Origin of the sequence: Trinickia mobilis, from assembly GCF_017315705.1 — a bacterium.
GTDB lineage: Bacteria > Pseudomonadota > Gammaproteobacteria > Burkholderiales > Burkholderiaceae > Trinickia_A > Trinickia_A mobilis.
This window is the reverse complement of sequence record NZ_JAFLRF010000011.1, coordinates 162,314-180,186: the sequence shown is the minus strand read 5'-3', so window position 1 is coordinate 180,186 and position 17,873 is coordinate 162,314. Positions and strand designations below refer to the sequence as shown.

The following is a 17,873-nucleotide window of genomic DNA, read 5'->3' as shown; positions in this document are numbered from 1 at the left end:
GGCCCCAACCAGCGCGGCGTTCGTCTTTGCTTGCGATCGTGATTGCGATTGCGGTTCGCTACTGCGACTGCGCTTGCGGTTTCCCCTTCTGCTGCAATTGCGTGCTGAGCTGCTGGTACTTCAGACGCGCCGCCGGATCGCCCTGCGCCGCAGCGGCGGCGTAGTACGCGCGCGCCACGTTCAGGTTCTGCTCGACGCCATCCCCGCCGCGTTCATAAAACGACCCCGTCACGTATTGCGCGGTCATGTCGCCGCCTTCGGCGGCCTTCTTGTACCAGACGAACGCCTGCTGGTTGTCGCGCATCGTGCCGCGCCCGTCGAGGAACTGATTCGCGAGCGCGAGTTCCGCCTGCACGTGGCCTTGCTGCGCAGCCTTCAGGAACCAGCGATGCGCCTCCGCCGGGTCACGCGCGACGAAATCGCCGTCGTCGTACATCTTCCCGTACACGTATTGCGCGTGCGACATGTTCGCGTCGGCCGCCTTGCGCAGCCATTTCTTGCCTTCATCGACGTTCGCCGACGTCCCCTCGCCGTTCAGCAGCATCATCGCGTAGTTGAATTCGGCGAGCCGGCTGCCGTGCTCGGCGGCATGGCGGAATTCCTTCAACGCGACGGGAAGATTGCCGGCGTTGTAGTCGGCGACGGCCGTCTGCGTTTCCGCGTCGGGGGCCTCCTGCGTCATCGTCTGCGCATGGGCGGGTACGCTCACCGCCAAGATGCCGCAGAGCGCCGCGCCCGCGCAGGCCGCGACGGCCCGGACCGGAATGGCCCAGGGCGCAATGGCCCAAGCCTTCGTTGTAGCCCGTTTGCTCATGACCGCACCTCCTGTAACGCTTGCCGCGTCGCACGCAGCAGCCACATGACGTCGGCCGCAAGCGCGATGAATCGAAAACCGGCATCGCGATACTGGCGCGCGCCGGCGCTGTCGAGCGCGAAGATGCCGGTGGCGACCCCGGCGCGCTGCGCCGCGTCCGCAATGCGCGCCATCGCCGCCTGCACTTCCGGATGCTTGGTGTCCCCGAGATGACCGAGGCTCGCCGACAGATCGGCCGGGCCGATGAACAAGCAGTCGACGCCCGGCGTCGCCGCGATCGCTTCGACATTCTCGAGCGCGCGGGCCGATTCGATCTGCACGATCGTCGCGATCTGCGCGTTGGCCGTCAGCACGTAATCGCGCCGCATGCCGAAGGCCGCCGCCCGCACCACGCCGGCGACGCCGCGCAAGCCCTCGGGCGATTCCGTGTTCTGGTATTGCGTGAGCCGCACCGCGTGCAACGCATCGTCGGCCGATTCGATATTCGGGAACATGATCGTGCGCGCGCCCGCATCGAGCACGCGCTTCACGAGCCATGGATCTTTGGCGGGCACGCGCACGACGGGCTCGCTCGGCAAGTGCGCCGCGGCGATCGCGCGCAGTTGCGCGGTGACATCGCCGGAATCGTTCGGCGCGTGTTCCATGTCGATGCAAAGCCAGTCGAAGCCGGCATGCGCGAGCGCCTCGGCCGCGTTCTCGCTGCCGAGCGACAGCCACAGCCCGTAGAGCGGGCCGGCTTCCTTCAGGCGTTGCTTGAGGGGATTGGTCAGGGCGCTCATCGACGCATTCCTCCCGCACGCGCGGTACAGCACGAAAAGCGCCCGATGACGCGGGCTGGTTGCCCGCATGGCGCGGTTATGAATAAGGTCTCCAGCATGTCTCGCTCCGTATGTGTGTATCGCCGTATGGCTATACCGGAACGATCATACCTTGACAAAAGCAGCTTAGTTGCGGACCACGTCGGCCCAGCAATTCGGCGTTTCGTAGAGACGCACGCGCTGCAGGCGCAGGTTCACGCCGTAGTGCGCGTCGTAGACGTTGGCGAGCACGTCGAACGCGATCGCCGCGAGATTTTCGACCGTCGGAATGCGGTTGAGCACGACCGTCTTGTGGCCCGGCATCGAATCGAGAAACTCGCGCACCTTCGCGTCGCCCTCGTAGACGAGAAACGCATGATCCCAGAGATTGACGAGATGCTCCATCGCCAGCGATTTGACGTCGGCGAAGTCCATCACCATGCCGCGGTCCGGCGCGCCTTCCGTTTCGACGACATCGCCTTGCAGCGTGATTTCGAGCACGTAGCGGTGCCCATGCAGGTTGCGGCACTGGCTGCGGTGGTCGGGGATGCGGTGGCCCGCATCGAATTCGAGTTTTCGGGTAATCGTCAGCACGGCGGAATCACGGAATGTTCAGGTACTTATGGGTTTGCATCGACAGGCGCCACTGCGGATGGCGCTTGCACCAGTCGATCGCGAGCTTCGTGTTGAAGTCGCGCGAGGGGCCGTCCATCGGCTGGACGAGGAAATAGTCGAAATCGAGCTTCGCGTAGTCGGCAAGACGCTGGTTGTCCTGCGGGATCACGACCTTGAGCTCGTTGCCTTTCGTCACGACAAGCGGCGCGTCGGCCTTCGGGCTCACGCAAATCCAGTCGATCGTCTCGAGCACCGGCAGCGAGCCGTTCGTTTCGATCGCGATCTCGAAGCCGGCTGCGTGCAGCGCGTCGACGAACGGCGGGTCGATCTGCAGCATCGGCTCGCCGCCCGTGCACACGACGAAGCGGTGCGTCTCGCCCTCGGGCCACAGCGACGCGATCATCGCGACGAGTTCGTCCGCACTCTTGTACTTGCCGCCGTTCTCGCCGTCGGTGCCGACGAAATCGGTATCGCAGAAGCGGCACACGGCTTCCCCCCGGTCTTCCTCGCGGCCCGACCACAGATTGCAGCCGGCAAACCGGCAAAACACGGCCGGGCGGCCGGCGTTCGCGCCCTCGCCCTGCAACGTGTAGAAAATTTCCTTTACCGCGTACGTCATGCTGCTCTCTGTGAGGTTCTCAACCGTGGCCGATTCGTGCCGCCGTCAGTCGTGGATCGGCGGTTGGCCGGACCGCCTGAATGTTTCCGATGGTGCGCCGCACCGGCCACCCTGGCCGCTCGGCATATCCGAATCAACCATCCCAGCCGCTCAAGCCGGCTCAGTCACGTTCTCGCCCGCGCGAAACGCTTCGTAGCCGCGCTTGCGCAGACGGCACGCCGGGCATTCGCCGCAGCCGAAGCCCCAATCGTGCAGCTCGGCGCGTTCGCCGACATAGCACGTGTGCGTCTCGACGCGCACCAGCTCGACGAGCGCGTCGCCGCCCAGTTGCTGCGCCAAGCGCCACGTATCGGCCTTGTCGAGCCACATCAGCGGCGTCTCCAGCGCGAAGCGGCTGTCCATGCCGAGATTCAGCGTGACTTGCAGCGCCTTCATCGTGTCGTCGCGGCAATCGGGATAGCCCGAGAAATCGGTCTCGCACATGCCGCCGACCAGCACCTTCAACCCGCGCCGATAAGCGATCGCCGCGGCGAACGTCATGAACATCAGGTTGCGGCCGGGCACGAACGTATTCGGCAGACCGTTGGCCGCCGCTTCGATCTGGATCTCGCGCGTCATTGCGGTATCGCTGATCGAGCCGAGCACCGAAAGGTCGATCATGTGATCGTCGCCGAGCCGCTCCGACCACGCGGGAAACTCGCGCGCGATCGCGCTGCGAAAACCTTCGCGGCATTCGAGCTCGACCCGGTGCCGCTGACCGTAGTCGAAGCCGAGCGTCTCGACCGTTTCGTATCGATCGAGCGCCCATGCAAGGCATGTGGCCGAATCCTGGCCGCCGGAAAACAACACGAGCGCGCTGTTCTTAGCGTCTGTCCGAGTCACCGTGAAACTCCGTGAGTGATGAGGGCTCGCGTCGCGCCGGCGCGGTGGCGGCGCCGTGCGGCAACGCGTGCCGGCGGCGCCGGCTCATGCAGTATAGGTCGCACCGTTTGGCGGCAGGCGGCGTGCCGCTTATACCGCTGATCGGCTGGCGCGATGTGCCGCCGATGTGCCGCATCACGCCGGCCGGGATGCGAGCACGCAGGAATCGCGGCCGAAAACAAAAAAGGACTTGCGGGACAAATGCGCTGCAAGTCCTTGTAACAGTGAGATTTTATCATGCCGCCCCGACATGGCGCTGACGCCGGCCCGCGCGCTGCCAGATCCATCGCCAGCGTTGCATGGGACCCGACATACGAAAAACCCCAAGAACCTCGCGATTCTTGGGGTTGGATACTGCTGGTGGCCTGGGGCGGAATCGAACCACCGACACGCGGATTTTCAATCCGCTGCTCTACCAACTGAGCTACCGGGCCACGAAGAGCGAGAGTATAGCAAGGGTTTTTGCTGTGCTCAAGCCCCTTGGTGAAGATTTATTCCCCCTTGTTCTTGCCGAGGTCCACGCCGAGCTGCTTCAGCTTGCGATACAAGTGCGTGCGCTCGAGCCCGGTCTTTTCCGCGACGCGCGTCATGCTGCCGTTCTCGCGCGCGAGGTGATATTCGAAATATGCGCGTTCGAACGCATCGCGCGCGTCACGCAGGGGGATATCGAACGAAATCGACGTGGTCTGCGCAGGCAGGGCGCCGCTCACGCCGTTCTCCGAGGCCAGCATCGGCAGTGCCGCCGCCGACGCAACCGCCGCCGAGTTGATCGGCGACGCCGGCTTCGCCGCCGCGCCGACGGGCAGCGTCGCGTTACCGCGCGCGAGCCCCTGCTCGACCGCCTTCAAGAGCTTCTGCAGCGCGATCGGCTTTTCGAGAAAGTTCAGCGCGCCGATCTTCGTCGCCTCGACCGCCGTATCGATCGTCGCGTGGCCGGACATCATGATGACCGGCATCGTCAACTGCCCTTGCGCTGCCCACTCTTTCAGCAACGTGACGCCGTCGGTGTCGGGCATCCAGATATCGAGCAGCACCAGATCGGGCGCCTGGCGCAAGCGGAAATCCCGCGCCTGCTGCGCGTTTTCCGCGGCCTCCACGACGTGTCCTTCGTCGGAGAGGATCTCCGAGAGCAATTCCCGGATGCCCATTTCATCATCTACCACCAGGATGGTTGCCATTTACGCTGCCCTTGTCTGCACTATTGCTTTTGTGTGTCCCGGCACTTCCGCGCCGTGCGACGGCACGCTCGCCGCCGCGGGCGATGCGCCATCGTCTGCCATTTGCAGAAACAGAATTGAGATCTGCGCCCCTTCGATCACGTCGCCCGCCCTGAGGCGGTTGCGAATGTCGATGCGTGCGCCATGTTCATCGACGATCTTCTTGACCGTGGCGAGACCGAGTCCCGTCCCTTTGGCCTTCGTCGTTACGTAGGGTTCGAACGCGCGCGTCAGGATGCGCGCGGGGAAGCCCGGACCGTTGTCCGAGACGGTCAGGCGCACGGCGACGCGCACTTTGCCGTCCGCGTCGGGGTCGCCATATTCTACTGTCTTGGTTTCGAGCAAAACACGCGGGTTTTCGACATCGGCCACCGCGTCTTGCGCGTTTTGCAACAAGTTGTGAATCACCTGACGAAGCTGCGTGGCGTCGCCGCGAATTACCGGCAGACCGGACAGCTCGACCTTGATTGCGCTCTTGCCTTCCTCGATGCCGTAGAGCGTCAGCACTTCCGACACCAGTTCGTTCAGTTGCAGATTCTCAAGCACCGCGGGCGGCGTGCGCGCGTATTCGCGGAAATCGTCGACCATCTGCTTCATCGCCGCGACCTGGTTCACGATCGTCGTCGCACCGCGCTTCAAGACGTCGGCGTCTTGCGGCGTGAGCTTGTCGGCGAGCTTCATTTGCAGGCGTTCCGCCGAAAGCTGGATCGGCGTGAGCGGGTTCTTGATCTCATGCGCGAGACGCCGCGCGACCTCGCCCCACGCGATCGAACGCTGCGCGGAGATCACGTCGGAGATGTCGTCGAACACGACCACGTAGCCCGCCGTCTGCACGTCTTCGATGCGCTCCGTGCTCGATACGAGCCGCGCGCCGCGCACGAGCAGCGTCAGCGGTTCGGTTTCGCCGGCGACCGGCACCGCGACCTGCTGCTGCCAGTGGCCGCCGTCGGCCGCGCCGTTGGTGCTCGCCGCATCGCGCTCGGCAAACGCCTTCTTCACCATCGCGCCGAATTCGGCGAGCACGCCGATGTGATCGAGCGAAGCACCGAGCGTTGATTGGAAAGGCTGACGGAAGATGCGCTCGGCGCCTCGATTGGCCGTCGTCAGACGAAACTGGCGATCGAACACGAACACACCCGCCGTCAGGTTCGCAAGAATGCTTTCGAGGTACGCCTTCGAATGCTCGAGCGCGATGCGGTTTTTCTCGACGGCCGCGCGCGCCTCGGACAACTGACGCGTCATCGCATTGAACGACTGCGTGAGAAAGCCGAGCTCGTCGCGCGACTTGATTTCGCGCTTCGGCGTGTAGTCGCCTTCGGCCACTTCCTTCGTCCCTTGTGCAAGCAGGAAGAGCGGCCGCGCGAGCTGATTGCCGAGCGCGAGCGCGAGCATCATCGCAATGAAGGTCGCGAGAAAGAGCGCGAGGGTCAGCGTGCCGATGTACATCTTGCGCAAGCCGGTGCGGCCCAGCGCTTTCTCCTGGTACTCGCGATACGCGCGCTGCACGGCATCGGCGTTGCGCGCCAAGGTGGGCGATACCGGTTGCGTGAGCTGCAGGAATCGTTCGGCCGGCTGCAAGAGCGACGTGCTCGAATCCGGAATGCGCTGCACGATGCGCAACCGTAAGCCGCCTTTCGAGTTCGCATCGCCGTCGACCTCGCCCTCGATCGCCGCGTAGCCCCGGCCCCGCGCCTGGTTGAGCATCAGTTGCGTCGGCAGATCGTCGGGCACGAGCGCGGCGTAGTTGCTCGTCGCTTGCGCGACGACGTGAAGCTCCGGCGCCGCGCCCGAAACCGTGCGCGCCGTTTCGACGAGCGTTGCGTCCTGCACGCCGAATTGATCGCGCAAACGCAGCAGTGTGAGCGTCATGCTCGAGGGATCGGTGCTCGCAAGCTGCTCGGCCATCATCCGGCCTTTCGTCTGCAAGTCCGACAGCGAGGCGTCGAGCATGCCGCGCCCGAGGTTCAGCCCCGACGTCAGCGCGGTTTCGACATTGACGTCGAACCACGACTCGATGCTGCGCGAGACGAACTGGTACGACACGATGTAGATGATCCCGCCCGGCACGACGCCGACGAGCGCAAAAAAGATCGCCAGCTTCGCGAGCAGCCGGGTGCCGAACTTGCCCCTTCGCAGGCGCGCCAGAATCATGACGACCAGCGTCACGACGACCAAGAGGAAAATCAGCGCGACGATGATATTCGCGGCGTAAAGCCACGAGTAGTAACGATCGAAGAATTCGGTGTTCGCGCTCGCGGCGGCCAGGAGGACCAGCAGCAGGATCGCGGTGACGGCGACCGTCGACACGAGCAGCCGCACGACGAGGCCCTTCGCTCCCACGGTTTGGCGGACTCTATTTAGCACGTTCGGCCACCGTAAAAGTAAAGCGCTTCCAGTCGGAGGCGAGCGCCCAGTCGCGGTTGTTGACCGCATCGACCTGGAACGGCTTCGGCATCAGCGCGGTATCGAGCTGCATCCGCACGGACGCGTTGTACGTTTCGCCCGGCGTGACCTGGTTGCGGTCGATCACGTGCCACGAGGTGACGTGCTTGATGACCGCAAGCGCTTCGCCGAGCGAGGTGAAGCCCAGTTGCAAGCCGCCGCTCGACACGCGGTATTCGCGCGTGAGCGGCTGGAACGACAGGCGGATAGTCTGCGAAACGGACACGGGCTGCTCATCGAACCAGTACCAACGCGGACGGCTCAGTTCGAAATCGGTTGTGAAGTAAAGCGGGATGCCCTTGTTGACGGCCTCTTCGAGACTGCTGTTCAGCTCGAAGTCGAAGCGGGCGTCCAGATTCCAGCCGCTGCCGTCCGCTTGCAGCGACGCGCGCTGCACGGAGATCGGATCTGCGCACGCGGGCCCGGCTGCGGCGGCAAGGCAAAGGGCCAGCGCAATCCAGAGCGCGGCCGCGAGCCGGAGCGGAAGAAAGCGTTTGATCGTCACCGTTTCTGAAAGCGCGCGTAGAAGAATCCGTCGTGGTCTGTGTCTGAACCGGTGCGCTGCCCGAGTTGCGTTGCGCTCGGAAGTTCGGCCGTCGCTCCGGCTTGTTCGAGGGCGAGAACCGGCACCAGTTGTCCCGGTGCGTCCAATCGTACCGCATCTTCATGCGCGCTTTCAAACCACTGTGCCTGCAACTCGCCTTCTTCAGGAAAGATCGAGCACGTAACGTAAAGCAATTCGCCGCCACGTTTTACGAGCGGCCATAGTGCGGCGAGGATGCGCCGCTGCTCGGCGGCGAGCGCGGCGATATCCGATTCGCGCCGCAGCCAGCGGATGTCGGGATGGCGCCGGACGATGCCCGACGCCGAACAGGGCACGTCGGCAAGTATGCGGTCGAACGCGGCGCCGTCGTGCCATTGCGAGGGATCGCCGGCATCTCCGATGCGCACGTCTGCGCTGAGTCTGAGGCGCGCGAGATTTTCGCCGATGCGCGCCGCCCGCGATGCGTCGCTTTCGAGCGCGACGAGGTCGACGTCGGCCAGCTCGAGCACGTGTCCGGTCTTGCCGCCGGGCGCCGCGCACGCATCGAGGACGTGCATGCCGTCGCGCGCGCCGAGCCAAAGCGCAGCGAGTTGTGCGCCGGCGTCCTGAACGGACACGACGCCATCGGAAAAGCCCGGGACGCGCTCGACAGGCATCGGCGTTTCCAGCCGCACCGCGTGAACGCCTGCCTGCCTCGCGTCGATTTGATGTGCGCGCAACGTTTCCAAGTACGCCGCCACCGTCGAATGGCGTGCGTTGACGCGCAGTGTCAACGGCCCTTGTCGATTGCCTGATTCCAGAATGTCCTGCCAGCGATCGGGCCACGCGCGTTCGACCGCGTCGATCCACCATGCCGGATAGTTCCAGTGCGCGACGCGGTCCGCGCGGGAGTCATTCAGCAGCGCATCGCGCTCGCGCAGGAAGTTGCGCAGCACGGCGTTGACGAGACCTTTCGCGAAGGCGAATTCGCGTCTCGCGCCGATTGCGTCGACGGCCTGATCGACGACCGTGAACGGCGCGTAAGCGGCCGTATCGATGTCATCGGACAGTAGCGCGAGCGCGCAACACAGCACGTTGCCGACATGCGCAGGCGGCGCCTTGCGGACCAGCTTCGCGACGAGCCAGTCGGCGGTCGCGAGACGGCGCAGCGTTCGATAGGCAATGTCTTGCACGGCGCCGCGCGCCGACGCGATGTGAGCCGCACTCGTCGAGGCGTGCACGGCGGCAAGCGCCGCCGGCAGCGCGGTACCTGAACGGACGGCGCCGACGGCCTGCGCAGCGCCATCGAGCGCAAAACCGAGCGAATCAGGCACGAGGCGAAGTGCCGACAGGCGCGCCTGTCGCGCCGCATAATTCGGCGCTGCGGGCTGTTTCGACTGGCGGCGTGCGGCGGATTTTTGAGTCATGGAGGAGCTTCGAGCTGCCGCATCGAAATGGCGCGGCACACCCGCTTGGCAAACGTCACATTGTAGCGTGGCGAGGCGGGCGATCCGTCGGATGGTTGACCATCGGCGAAGACGGTCGAGCGCCCGTTGTTGCCACCGCTAGCCGAGGCCCGCGATTGAACGGCGTGGTCGATAGCGTTGCATGGGACCGGGTTAAGTGTTCTGCATGGGGCCGGAGTAAGTGCTGAAGCACTAACTCCGGCCGACAAAGCGAAAGGGCGAGCCTCTCGACTCGCCCTTTCGGCTACGGCTCAGCTACGAGCGTGCGCATTGCGCCTGATATCACGCGTCAATCGAATCGCCCGGTGCGCGCCATTTCCATCAAGCGGGCAATCCGCTCTTCTGTTGCCGGGTGCGTCGAGAAGAGATTCGCGATACTGCCACCCGACAGCGGATTCATGATCATCATCTGTGCCGTAGACGGATGCGCTTCCGCAGCCGCAAACGGGATGCCCTGCGCGTAGCGATGGATCTTGTCGAGCGCCGAGGCGAGCGCCTGCGGATCACCGGAGATTTGCGCGCCGCCGCGGTCCGCTTCGAACTCACGCGCGCGCGAAATCGCCATCTGTATCAGCGCACCTGCAATAGGCGCGAGCAGCGCGACGGCAATACCCGCGATCGGATTGCTCGGCCGCCCTTCTTCGTCGCGACCGCCGAAGAACATCGCGAAGTTCGCGAGCGCCGAGATCGCGCCGGCCATCGTCGCGGAGATCGTCGAGATCAGGATGTCGCGATGCTTCACGTGCGCGAGCTCATGCGACATGACTCCGCGCATCTCGCGTTCGGACAGCACGCGCAAAATACCCGTGGTGGCGGCGACAGCCGCGTGCTCGGGATTGCGGCCCGTGGCGAACGCGTTCGGTGCGTCTTCGTTGATCAAATAGACGCGCGGCATCGGCAATTGCGCACGCGTGGCCAGCTCGCGGACCATCCGGTAGAACTGGGGCGCACTCGATTCGTCCACTTCCTGTGCGTTGTACATGCGCAGGACCATCTTGTCCGAGAACCAGTACGAAAAGAAATTCATGCCGAGCGCGATGAGGAGCGCCAGCATCATGCCTCGATGCCCGCCGATCATCCCGCCGATCACAATGAAGAGGGCCGTGATCGCGGCCATCAGCATTGCCGTTTTGACCCAATTGAACATGCTTGCTCCTAACCTGTTTGCGTGCACCACGCCTTGTTCCGCCCAATTGGCGAGCAGAGAATTGCAAGGATTTTGTTAGATCAGGGCGAGCGCAAAAAATTCAATCAGTGCCGCGTGGTGGCGAGCTTGATGCCGAGCCCGACAAACGCACTGCCGACACCGCGATCCAGCCACCGCTTCACCGCGGGCTTGCCGCCCAGCCGTTGCGTGACGCTGCCGGCGATCCACGCGACGAAACTGTTCCACACCATGCTCATCAGCACGAACACGACGCCGAGAGACAGGAACGCGAGCGTCTTGTGCTCGCTGTCCGCGGCGACGAACTGCGGGAAGAACGACACGAAGAACAACACGACTTTCGGATTCAGGACGTTGGTCCAGAAGCCTTGCATGAAGAGTTGTTTCAACGACTTCGGACCGCCCGCTGCGCGTGCGTTGCCCGCAGCCTCCGCTTTCTCCGGTTTCGCGAAGATGAGGCGCACGCCGAGATAGATCAGATACAGCGCACCGACAAACTTGATGACCGTAAAAGCGGTTGCCGATGCCGCCAGCAGCGCAGTCAACCCGAACGCGCATGCGAGCGAGTGCACGCAGCAGCCAGCCGAAATGCCGAGCGCCGACATCAAGCCCGCGCCGCGCCCCTGCGCCACGCTGCGGCCAACGATGTAAGCCGTATCCGGCCCCGGCGTCACATTGAGCAGGAAGACGGCGGCGATAAAAAACGCGAAGTGGACGATGCCGAACATGGCGAACCTTGAGTGGCGTATTTGAGAACGAGGCGCACGGACGATTCTAACGCGCGCCGCAGCCGCCGCGCGACCTGGCCGGTCGGGCTAGGTGCTGCGTCCGCCTCCCCGACGTAACGCTCATTGCGACTCGGGCAATCCGAAGCGCTGTCCCGCCGAGAGGACCGCGCCGGCCAGGAATTCGCGCACCGGCAGACGCTTGCCGCCCGGCTTCTGCAATTGAGTCAAGCGCAACGCGCCTTCGCCACAAGCGACGACGACGCCGTCTGCGGAAACCTCGACGATCGCGCCAGGCTCGGCCGTGCCGTTACCGCGTACAGCGACTGGCTCTGCCGCCCAGATTTTCAGCGCCGTACCGTCGCCGAGCGTGGCGACGCCGCCCGGAAACGGATCGAACGCGCGAACCTGCCGCGCCAAGACGGCGGCTGGCCGGCGCCAGTCGAGCGCGGCTTCGTGCTTGCCGATTTTTTCGGCGTACGTCACGCCCTCTTCGGGCTGCGGCGTTTCTTGCAACGTACCGCTCATTTCAAGCTCAGCGAGCGCATCGACAATCAGACGCGCGCCTTCAGCCGCTAGCTTGTCGTGCAAGGTAGCGGTCGTGTCGTTCGATTCGATCGGCACGCGGCCCACGGTCAGCATCGCGCCCGTATCGAGGCCCGCGTCCATGCGCATCAGCGTGATGCCGGTTTCGACGTCGCCGGCTTCGAGCGCGCGATGAATCGGCGCCGCACCGCGCCAGCGCGGCAAGAGTGAAGCGTGAATGTTGATGCAGCCGTACGGCGGGATATCGAGCACTTCCTGCGGCAGCAGCAGGCCGTATGCGGCAACAACCATCACATCGTGCGGCGTCGCGCGAAGCTGATCGATCGCGGCGGCCGCTTCGGCGGGATACTTCCCCGCGCGGCGCAGCGACGGCGGCTGCGAGACGGCAAGCCCGTGTTCCTGCGCGTAGCGTTTGACGGCGCTCGCCTGAAGCTTCATGCCGCGGCCGGCGGGCCGGTCGGGCTGGGTCAGCACGAGCGGCACCGGAAATCCGGCTGTATGAACGGCGGCTAGTGCAGCCGCTGCGAATTCCGGCGTTCCGGCAAAAACGACGCGCAACGTGGGAGCCATAGGGGTGAGATTCGAATAAACAGCAAGTGAGCGCGTTAACGGCAAAACCCGGGCAAAACCCGGGCAAAACCCGGCGCAGGGTGTTACATCGCGTGCGCGAGTTTTTTCATCTTGGTCTTGATGCGCGTCTGCTTGAGCGGCGACAGGTACTCGACGAACACCCGCCCCATCAAGTGATCCATTTCATGCTGGATGCAGACCGCCAGCAGCCCGTCGCAGTCGATCTCGAACGTTTCAGCCTTCTCGTTCAGCGCCCGCACGCGCACCCTTTCGGCGCGCTCGACGCTGTCGTAAATGCCCGGCACCGACAAGCAGCCTTCCTCGTTGATCTTGCGCTCGTCACTCGACCAAAGGATCACCGGATTGATGAACGCCATCAGTTGATCGTGCGTCTCCGACACATCGATCACGATGACGCGCTCATGCACGTCGACCTGCGTTGCGGCGAGGCCGACGCCGGGCGCCGCGTACATCGTCTCGCCCATGTCGGCCACGAGTTTGCGGATGCGATCGTCGACGGCCTCGACCGGTTTCGCGATTTTATGCAGGCGTTTATCGGGGTAATTGAGGATGCTGAGTAAGGCCATGATCTTGAAAGTGGTCGGATGCAGTCGCGCAAAGCAATACCGTGACGAAAAACGCCGGATACGGCAATAGACCGATCGGTCAGCTTGCGGGCTCAGCGACGCGTCTCGAAGATGTCGACTGAACCCAGCAGATTCAACTCACCTTGTTTGGACGCAGCCACGGACACCCGCGACCTTGCGCGGCGCTGCATTGTATTTCGGATGATGAAAATTTTAGCATGCTGCCTGGACGCCCGCAGGCGGCGCTCGAGGCCCGACCCGCCATGCAGACCTTGCCGATGACCGACACCGAACTCGCCGCGTGGCTGCGGCTTGCCACTGCGCGCGGACTTTCGCCCACCGCGCTGCGCGCACTGCTCGACGCGTTCGGTTTGCCCGAAGCCGTGCTCGCCACGCCTTTTCACGCGCTGGCGGCGATCGCCGGAGAGGCCGTTGCGCAAGCCGTGCTCGCAGAACCGCCTCCGGGCTTTGCTCAGCAGCTCGCCGACACGGCGCTCTGGCGCGCGCAGTCCGGCAACGAGATCGTCACGTTAGGTGATCCGGCCTACCCGCCGGCGCTCCTCATGATGCCCGATCCGCCAGCGCTGCTATATGTAAAAGGCCGTATGGATTTGCTGCACGCAATGAGCGTCGCTGTCGTCGGCAGCCGCAATGCGACGCCACAGGGGCTCGAAGACGCCACCCGATTCGCGCGCGCCCTGTCGGATGCCGGCTTGAGCGTCGTCTCCGGTCTCGCGATCGGCATCGACGGCGCAGCGCACCGCGGAGCACTGGCCGGGCGCAGCAGCACGACCGCCGTGATCGGCACCGGCGCCGACATCGTCTATCCGGCCCAGCATCACGCACTCGCGCATCGGATCGCCGCGGAAGGGGTGATTCTGTCGGAATGGCCGCTCGGAACGGTCGCGAGGCCCGCCCATTTTCCGCAGCGCAACCGGCTGATCGCGGGGCTTTCGAGCGGCGTGCTGATCGTTGAAGCCGCGCTGCGCTCGGGTTCGCTGATCACGGCGCGCCTCGCCAACGAGATGGGGCGCGATGTATTCGCGATTCCCGGCTCGATCCATGCGCCGCTTTCGCGCGGCTGTCACCGCATCATCAGGGAAGGGGCGAAACTGGTCGAGACGCCGGAGGAGGTGTTGGACGAACTCGGCGTCGGCGTTGGGACAAAACGTTCGTTGCCCATCGCGCGGGCCGGTGCGCCAGCAAAGCGCCGGTCGTCAGGCGCTTCGGCGAATCTCCAAGCCGCACCCGCGCCCGCAGGAACGCCAAGCACGCTCCCACCACCGCTGGACGCCCAAGCCGAGCGCCTGCTCGCCGCCCTCGGCCATGCGCCCGCGACATTCGAAATCCTCGCGGCCAGAACCGAGATGGAAAATTCGACGTTGCAAAGCACGCTGCTGCAACTGGAACTCGCCGGCCGGCTGACGGCGCTGCCGGGCGGGCGCTTCGCGCGCATCGAGCGCGGCTAAGCGTACCGACGAACGCGCCGCCCCGCGAGAGCCGTGCTACAGTCGCCGCAAGCAGTTCGCACTTCAGAAAAGAACGCAAGGAAACACAATGCCAGCGCTGAATCTCGACACCGACGCAGACCGGATCGCCGAGCGCATCAACGACACCGATACCCTCCTGGTCGCCTGCCTGTGCGCGGAATGGTGCGGAACCTGCCGCGACTACCGCACGGGTTTCGACCGCCTCGCCGACGCGCACCCGGACATCTGCTTCGCCTGGATCGACGTCGAAACCCACGCAGACCGCTTCGAGGACCTCGACGTCGAGAACTTCCCGACGATCCTGATAGAAGACGGCGTCACCACGCGCTTTTTCGGCACCGTCTTGCCGCACCTGTCGATCGTCGAGCGCATGCTGTCCGATCTGACCGCGCTGCCGAACTCCATCGGCGCGCCGAAGCTGCGCCCGGCGCTCGCCGCAGCCTGACTCGCAAGCGCCCCCTTCTGCCCCGGCCGCTCTCAGCACCGGCTGGGAGCCGAGCGCCGCTTGCTTGTCGGCTTGCTTGTCTTCAGCGCGGCCCGCACTTAACATTGCGCGCGTTTTTAAACAAGCGGAACGCCGTGTGCTATAAAGCGGTCGTTAATGAGACCACTATCCGGGTTTTGACCCCGTTCCACACACCTCACATCCAGTCATGTCCAAAGCACTGATTATTGCGGAGAAGCCTTCTGTCGCGAACGACATCGCGCGGGCGCTGGGCGGCTTTACCAAACATGACGAGTACTACGAGAGCGACGACTACGTGCTTTCGTCCGCGGTCGGCCACCTGCTCGAGATCGCTGCCCCCGAGGAATACGAGGTAAAGCGCGGCAAATGGAGCTTTGCGCACCTTCCGGTCATTCCGCCCCATTTCGACTTGAACCCGATCGCGAAAAGCGAATCGCGGCTCAAGGTGCTGACGAAGCTGATGAAGCGCAAGGACGTCGACCGCCTCATCAACGCATGCGACGCGGGGCGCGAGGGCGAGCTGATTTTCCGCCTGATCGCGCAGCACGCGAAGTCCAAGCAGCCGGTGCAGCGCCTGTGGCTGCAGTCGATGACCCCCGCCTCGATCCGCGACGGTTTTGCCCATCTGCGCAGCGACGAGGACATGCGGCCGCTCGCCGATGCGGCGCGCTGCCGCTCGGAAGCGGACTGGCTCGTCGGCATCAACGGCACGCGTGCGATGACCGCGTTCAACAGCAAGGGCGGCGGGTTCTTCCTGACGACAGTCGGCCGCGTTCAGACGCCAACCTTGTCGATCGTCGTCGAACGCGAAGAGAAAATCCGCAATTTCGTGCCGCGCGACTATTGGGAAGTGCGCGCACAGTTCGTCTGCGCCGGCGGCTTCTACGAGGGCCGCTGGTTCGATCCGAAGTTCAAGAAAGAGGAGTTCGATCCGGAAAAGCGCGACTCACGCCTCTGGAGCCTCGCCGCGGCCGAAACCGTGGTGGCCGCGTGCCGCGAGCAGATCGGCACCGTCACCGAGGAATCGAAGCCGTCTACCCAGCTTTCGCCGCTGCTCTTCGACCTGACGAGCCTGCAGCGCGAAGCGAACGGCCGCTTCGGCTTCTCTGCGAAGAACACGCTAGGGCTCGCGCAAGCGCTGTACGAAAAGCACAAGGTGCTCACCTATCCGCGTACCGACGCACGCGCGCTGCCGGAGGACTACCTCGGCACCGTCAAGAGCACGCTCGACATGCTCAAGGAAAGCAACAACTACCTGCCGTTCGCGAAGCAGGTGCTCGACAAGGGCTGGGTAAAGCCGAACAAGCGCATCTTCGACAACTCGAAGATCAGCGACCACTTCGCAATCATCCCGACGCTGCAGGCGCCGAAGGCGCTATCGGAGCCCGAGCAGAAGCTCTACGACCTCGTGGTGAAGCGCTTTCTCGCCGTGTTCTTCCCGGCCGCCGAGTACAAAGTGACGACGCGGCTCACCGAAGTCGCCGGCCATCGCTTCAAGACCGAAGGCAAGGTGCTCGTCGAGCCGGGGTGGCTGCAGGTCTACGGCCGCGAAACGAGCGGCGAGGACGCGAACCTAGTGCCGGTCCAGCCGAACGAGAAGGTCAAGACCGACGAGATCGCAGCTCACGCGCTCACCACCAAGCCGCCTGCGCGCTACAACGAAGCGACTTTGCTGTCGGCCATGGAAGGCGCGGGCAAGCTCGTCGAGGATGACGAACTGCGCGAGGCGATGGCCGCGAAGGGTCTGGGCACGCCGGCAACGCGCGCGGCGATCATCGAAGGCCTGCTCGGCGAAAAATACCTGTTGCGCGAAGGCCGCGACCTGATTCCGACGGCGAAGGCGTTCCAGTTGATGACGCTCTTGCGCGGCCTCGGCGTGAAGGAACTGACGGCGCCGGAACTGACGGGCGAATGGGAATACAAGCTCTCGCAAATGGAGCGCGGCAATCTTCCGCGCGATGCGTTCATGCAGGAGATCGCCCGCATGACGCAGACCATCGTCAAGCGGGCGAAAGAATACGACTCCGACACGATCCCCGGCGACTATGCGACGCTCACCACGCCGTGCCCGAACTGCGGCGGCCAAGTGAAGGAAAATTATCGCCGCTTCGCTTGCACGAAGTGTGAATTCTCGATTTCGAAGATCCCGGGCAGCCGCCAGTTCGAAATCGAGGAAGTCGAAGAGCTGCTGCAGAAGAAGGAAATCGGCCCGCTGTCGGGCTTCCGCAGCAAGATGGGCCGGCCGTTCTCGGCCATCCTCAAGCTCGCATTCGACGATGAAACGAAGAACCACAAGCTCGAGTTCGATTTCGGCCAGGATCAAGGCGGCGAGGACGGCGACGCGCCGGATTTCTCGGAGCAACAGTCGGTCGGCGCGTGCCCGAAGTGCAAGGCACGCGTGTTTGAGCACGGCATGAGCTACGTCTGCGAGAACTCGGTGGCGAGCCCCAAGACCTGCGACTTCCGCTCGGGCAAGGTCATCCTTCAGCAGGAGATCGCCCGCGAGCAGATGGCAAAATTGCTGGACGAAGGCCGCACAGATTTGCTGACGAACTTCAAGTCGTCCCGAACCGGTCGCAATTTCAAGGCGTTCCTCGTCAAGCAGAGCGACGGCAAGATCGGCTTCGAATTCGAAAAGAAGGAGCCGTCGGCGAAAACGGCTGCGAAGACTGCGTCGAAAACAGCGGCGAAGACTGCTGAAGCGGCGGGCGCAGACGCCGATGAAGCTGCCGTGCCCGCCAAGAAAACCGCGGTGAGGGCCACAGCGAAGACGGCCAAGAGCACTGCCGAAAAACCGGCGGCCAAGACGGCGGCAAGAAAGACGCCGGCGCGGAAGACCGGCTCATAACTGTCTAGTGGGCAGCCGGTTTTCTGCCGGCTGCTGGCGGCGGGGAGATGCCCAAGGCCTAA

At 64.3% G+C, this 17,873-nt stretch carries 16 protein-coding genes and 1 tRNA gene; 3 read left to right on the top strand and 14 right to left on the bottom strand.

The genetic code is table 11. The features are described 5' to 3' along the window. Positions 1-58 precede the first annotated feature (58 nt). The 14 genes from J3489_RS17590 to def all read right to left on the bottom strand — a co-directional run bounded on the left by J3489_RS17590 (position 59) and on the right by def (position 13,007). On the bottom strand, positions 59-814 hold the full coding sequence (locus J3489_RS17590) for a tetratricopeptide repeat protein (protein WP_207000074.1): 756 nt from the start codon (positions 812-814) through the stop codon (positions 59-61). Beyond that, positions 811-1,593 carry an HpcH/HpaI aldolase family protein gene (locus tag J3489_RS17585; protein WP_207000072.1) on the bottom strand — a complete coding sequence of 261 codons (783 nt, stop codon included), beginning with the start codon at positions 1,591-1,593 and terminating at the stop codon, positions 811-813. The genes J3489_RS17590 and J3489_RS17585 overlap by 4 nt, the downstream gene beginning before the upstream one ends. Positions 1,594-1,758: 165 nt before the next feature. Next, positions 1,759-2,202, bottom strand: a complete 444-nt coding sequence (queD, locus tag J3489_RS17580) for a 6-carboxytetrahydropterin synthase QueD (protein WP_207000188.1) — start codon at positions 2,200-2,202, stop codon at positions 1,759-1,761. 10 nt (positions 2,203-2,212) lie between these two features. Next, positions 2,213-2,845, bottom strand: a complete 633-nt coding sequence (gene queE, locus J3489_RS17575; protein ID WP_207000070.1) for a 7-carboxy-7-deazaguanine synthase — start codon at positions 2,843-2,845, stop codon at positions 2,213-2,215. A gap of 150 nt (positions 2,846-2,995) precedes the next feature. Further along, the gene (gene queC / locus J3489_RS17570) at positions 2,996-3,727 is read right to left on the bottom strand and encodes a 7-cyano-7-deazaguanine synthase QueC (protein ID WP_207000068.1); all 732 of its coding nucleotides are present in this window, start codon (positions 3,725-3,727) and stop codon (positions 2,996-2,998) included. A 397-nt stretch (positions 3,728-4,124) separates the two neighbouring features. Then, a tRNA-Phe gene (locus J3489_RS17565) sits at positions 4,125-4,200 on the bottom strand. A gap of 57 nt (positions 4,201-4,257) precedes the next feature. After that, complete coding sequence (gene esaR, locus J3489_RS17560; protein ID WP_207000066.1) at positions 4,258-4,944, bottom strand: response regulator transcription factor EsaR; 687 nt, start codon at positions 4,942-4,944, stop codon at positions 4,258-4,260. Beyond that, entirely contained in the window at positions 4,945-7,347 is a 2,403-nt protein-coding gene (locus J3489_RS17555; protein WP_207000065.1) for a sensor histidine kinase, read from the bottom strand. It lies immediately after the preceding gene. Beyond that, complete coding sequence (locus tag J3489_RS17550; protein WP_207000063.1) at positions 7,337-7,930, bottom strand: DUF4390 domain-containing protein; 594 nt, start codon at positions 7,928-7,930, stop codon at positions 7,337-7,339. The genes J3489_RS17555 and J3489_RS17550 overlap by 11 nt, the downstream gene beginning before the upstream one ends. Beyond that, positions 7,927-9,375 (bottom strand): 16S rRNA (cytosine(967)-C(5))-methyltransferase RsmB, encoded by a 1,449-nt coding sequence (gene rsmB, locus J3489_RS17545; protein ID WP_207000061.1) that lies wholly within the window; start codon positions 9,373-9,375, stop codon positions 7,927-7,929. Before rsmB ends, J3489_RS17550 begins: the two co-directional genes overlap by 4 nt. A gap of 328 nt (positions 9,376-9,703) precedes the next feature. Beyond that, complete coding sequence (gene htpX, locus J3489_RS17540) at positions 9,704-10,561, bottom strand: zinc metalloprotease HtpX (RefSeq protein ID WP_207000059.1); 858 nt, start codon at positions 10,559-10,561, stop codon at positions 9,704-9,706. 104 nt (positions 10,562-10,665) lie between these two features. Further along, positions 10,666-11,307: a LysE family translocator gene (locus J3489_RS17535; protein WP_207000057.1), complete on the bottom strand. Its 642-nt coding sequence runs from the start codon at positions 11,305-11,307 to the stop codon at positions 10,666-10,668. A gap of 120 nt (positions 11,308-11,427) precedes the next feature. Beyond that, the gene (fmt, locus tag J3489_RS17530; RefSeq protein ID WP_207000055.1) at positions 11,428-12,420 is read right to left on the bottom strand and encodes a methionyl-tRNA formyltransferase; all 993 of its coding nucleotides are present in this window, start codon (positions 12,418-12,420) and stop codon (positions 11,428-11,430) included. A gap of 83 nt (positions 12,421-12,503) precedes the next feature. Further along, positions 12,504-13,007, bottom strand: a complete 504-nt coding sequence (gene def / locus J3489_RS17525; protein ID WP_207000053.1) for a peptide deformylase — start codon at positions 13,005-13,007, stop codon at positions 12,504-12,506. A 263-nt stretch (positions 13,008-13,270) separates the two neighbouring features. On the opposite strand from def, the gene dprA reads away from it, so the two are divergent. The 3 genes from dprA (at position 13,271) to J3489_RS17510 (ending at position 17,811) form a co-directional block, all read left to right on the top strand. Then, entirely contained in the window at positions 13,271-14,476 is a 1,206-nt protein-coding gene (gene dprA / locus J3489_RS17520) for a DNA-processing protein DprA (protein ID WP_207000187.1), read from the top strand. Between the two features lie 88 nt (positions 14,477-14,564). Beyond that, positions 14,565-14,942 (top strand): thioredoxin family protein, encoded by a 378-nt coding sequence (locus J3489_RS17515; RefSeq protein ID WP_207000051.1) that lies wholly within the window; start codon positions 14,565-14,567, stop codon positions 14,940-14,942. 208 nt (positions 14,943-15,150) lie between these two features. Beyond that, positions 15,151-17,811 carry a DNA topoisomerase III gene (locus tag J3489_RS17510; RefSeq protein ID WP_207000049.1) on the top strand — a complete coding sequence of 887 codons (2,661 nt, stop codon included), beginning with the start codon at positions 15,151-15,153 and terminating at the stop codon, positions 17,809-17,811. Positions 17,812-17,873 lie beyond the last annotated feature (62 nt).

Bases quoted from the DNA above. Each gene is read 5' to 3' on its own strand.
- J3489_RS17590 (WP_207000074.1), bottom strand. From the start codon at position 814: ATGAGCAAACGGGCTACAACGAAGGCTTGGGCCATTGCGCCCTGGGCC.
- J3489_RS17585 (WP_207000072.1), bottom strand. From the start codon at position 1,593: ATGAGCGCCCTGACCAATCCCCTCAAGCAACGCCTGAAGGAAGCCGGC.
- queE (WP_207000070.1), bottom strand. From the start codon at position 2,845: ATGACGTACGCGGTAAAGGAAATTTTCTACACGTTGCAGGGCGAGGGC.
- esaR (WP_207000066.1), bottom strand. From the start codon at position 4,944: ATGGCAACCATCCTGGTGGTAGATGATGAAATGGGCATCCGGGAATTG.
- rsmB (WP_207000061.1), bottom strand. From the start codon at position 9,375: ATGACTCAAAAATCCGCCGCACGCCGCCAGTCGAAACAGCCCGCAGCG.
- htpX (WP_207000059.1), bottom strand. From the start codon at position 10,561: ATGTTCAATTGGGTCAAAACGGCAATGCTGATGGCCGCGATCACGGCC.
- J3489_RS17535 (WP_207000057.1), bottom strand. From the start codon at position 11,307: ATGTTCGGCATCGTCCACTTCGCGTTTTTTATCGCCGCCGTCTTCCTG.
- fmt (WP_207000055.1), bottom strand. From the start codon at position 12,420: ATGGCTCCCACGTTGCGCGTCGTTTTTGCCGGAACGCCGGAATTCGCA.
- def (WP_207000053.1), bottom strand. From the start codon at position 13,007: ATGGCCTTACTCAGCATCCTCAATTACCCCGATAAACGCCTGCATAAA.
- dprA (WP_207000187.1), top strand. From the start codon at position 13,271: ATGCAGACCTTGCCGATGACCGACACCGAACTCGCCGCGTGGCTGCGG.
- J3489_RS17515 (WP_207000051.1), top strand. From the start codon at position 14,565: ATGCCAGCGCTGAATCTCGACACCGACGCAGACCGGATCGCCGAGCGC.
- J3489_RS17510 (WP_207000049.1), top strand. From the start codon at position 15,151: ATGTCCAAAGCACTGATTATTGCGGAGAAGCCTTCTGTCGCGAACGAC.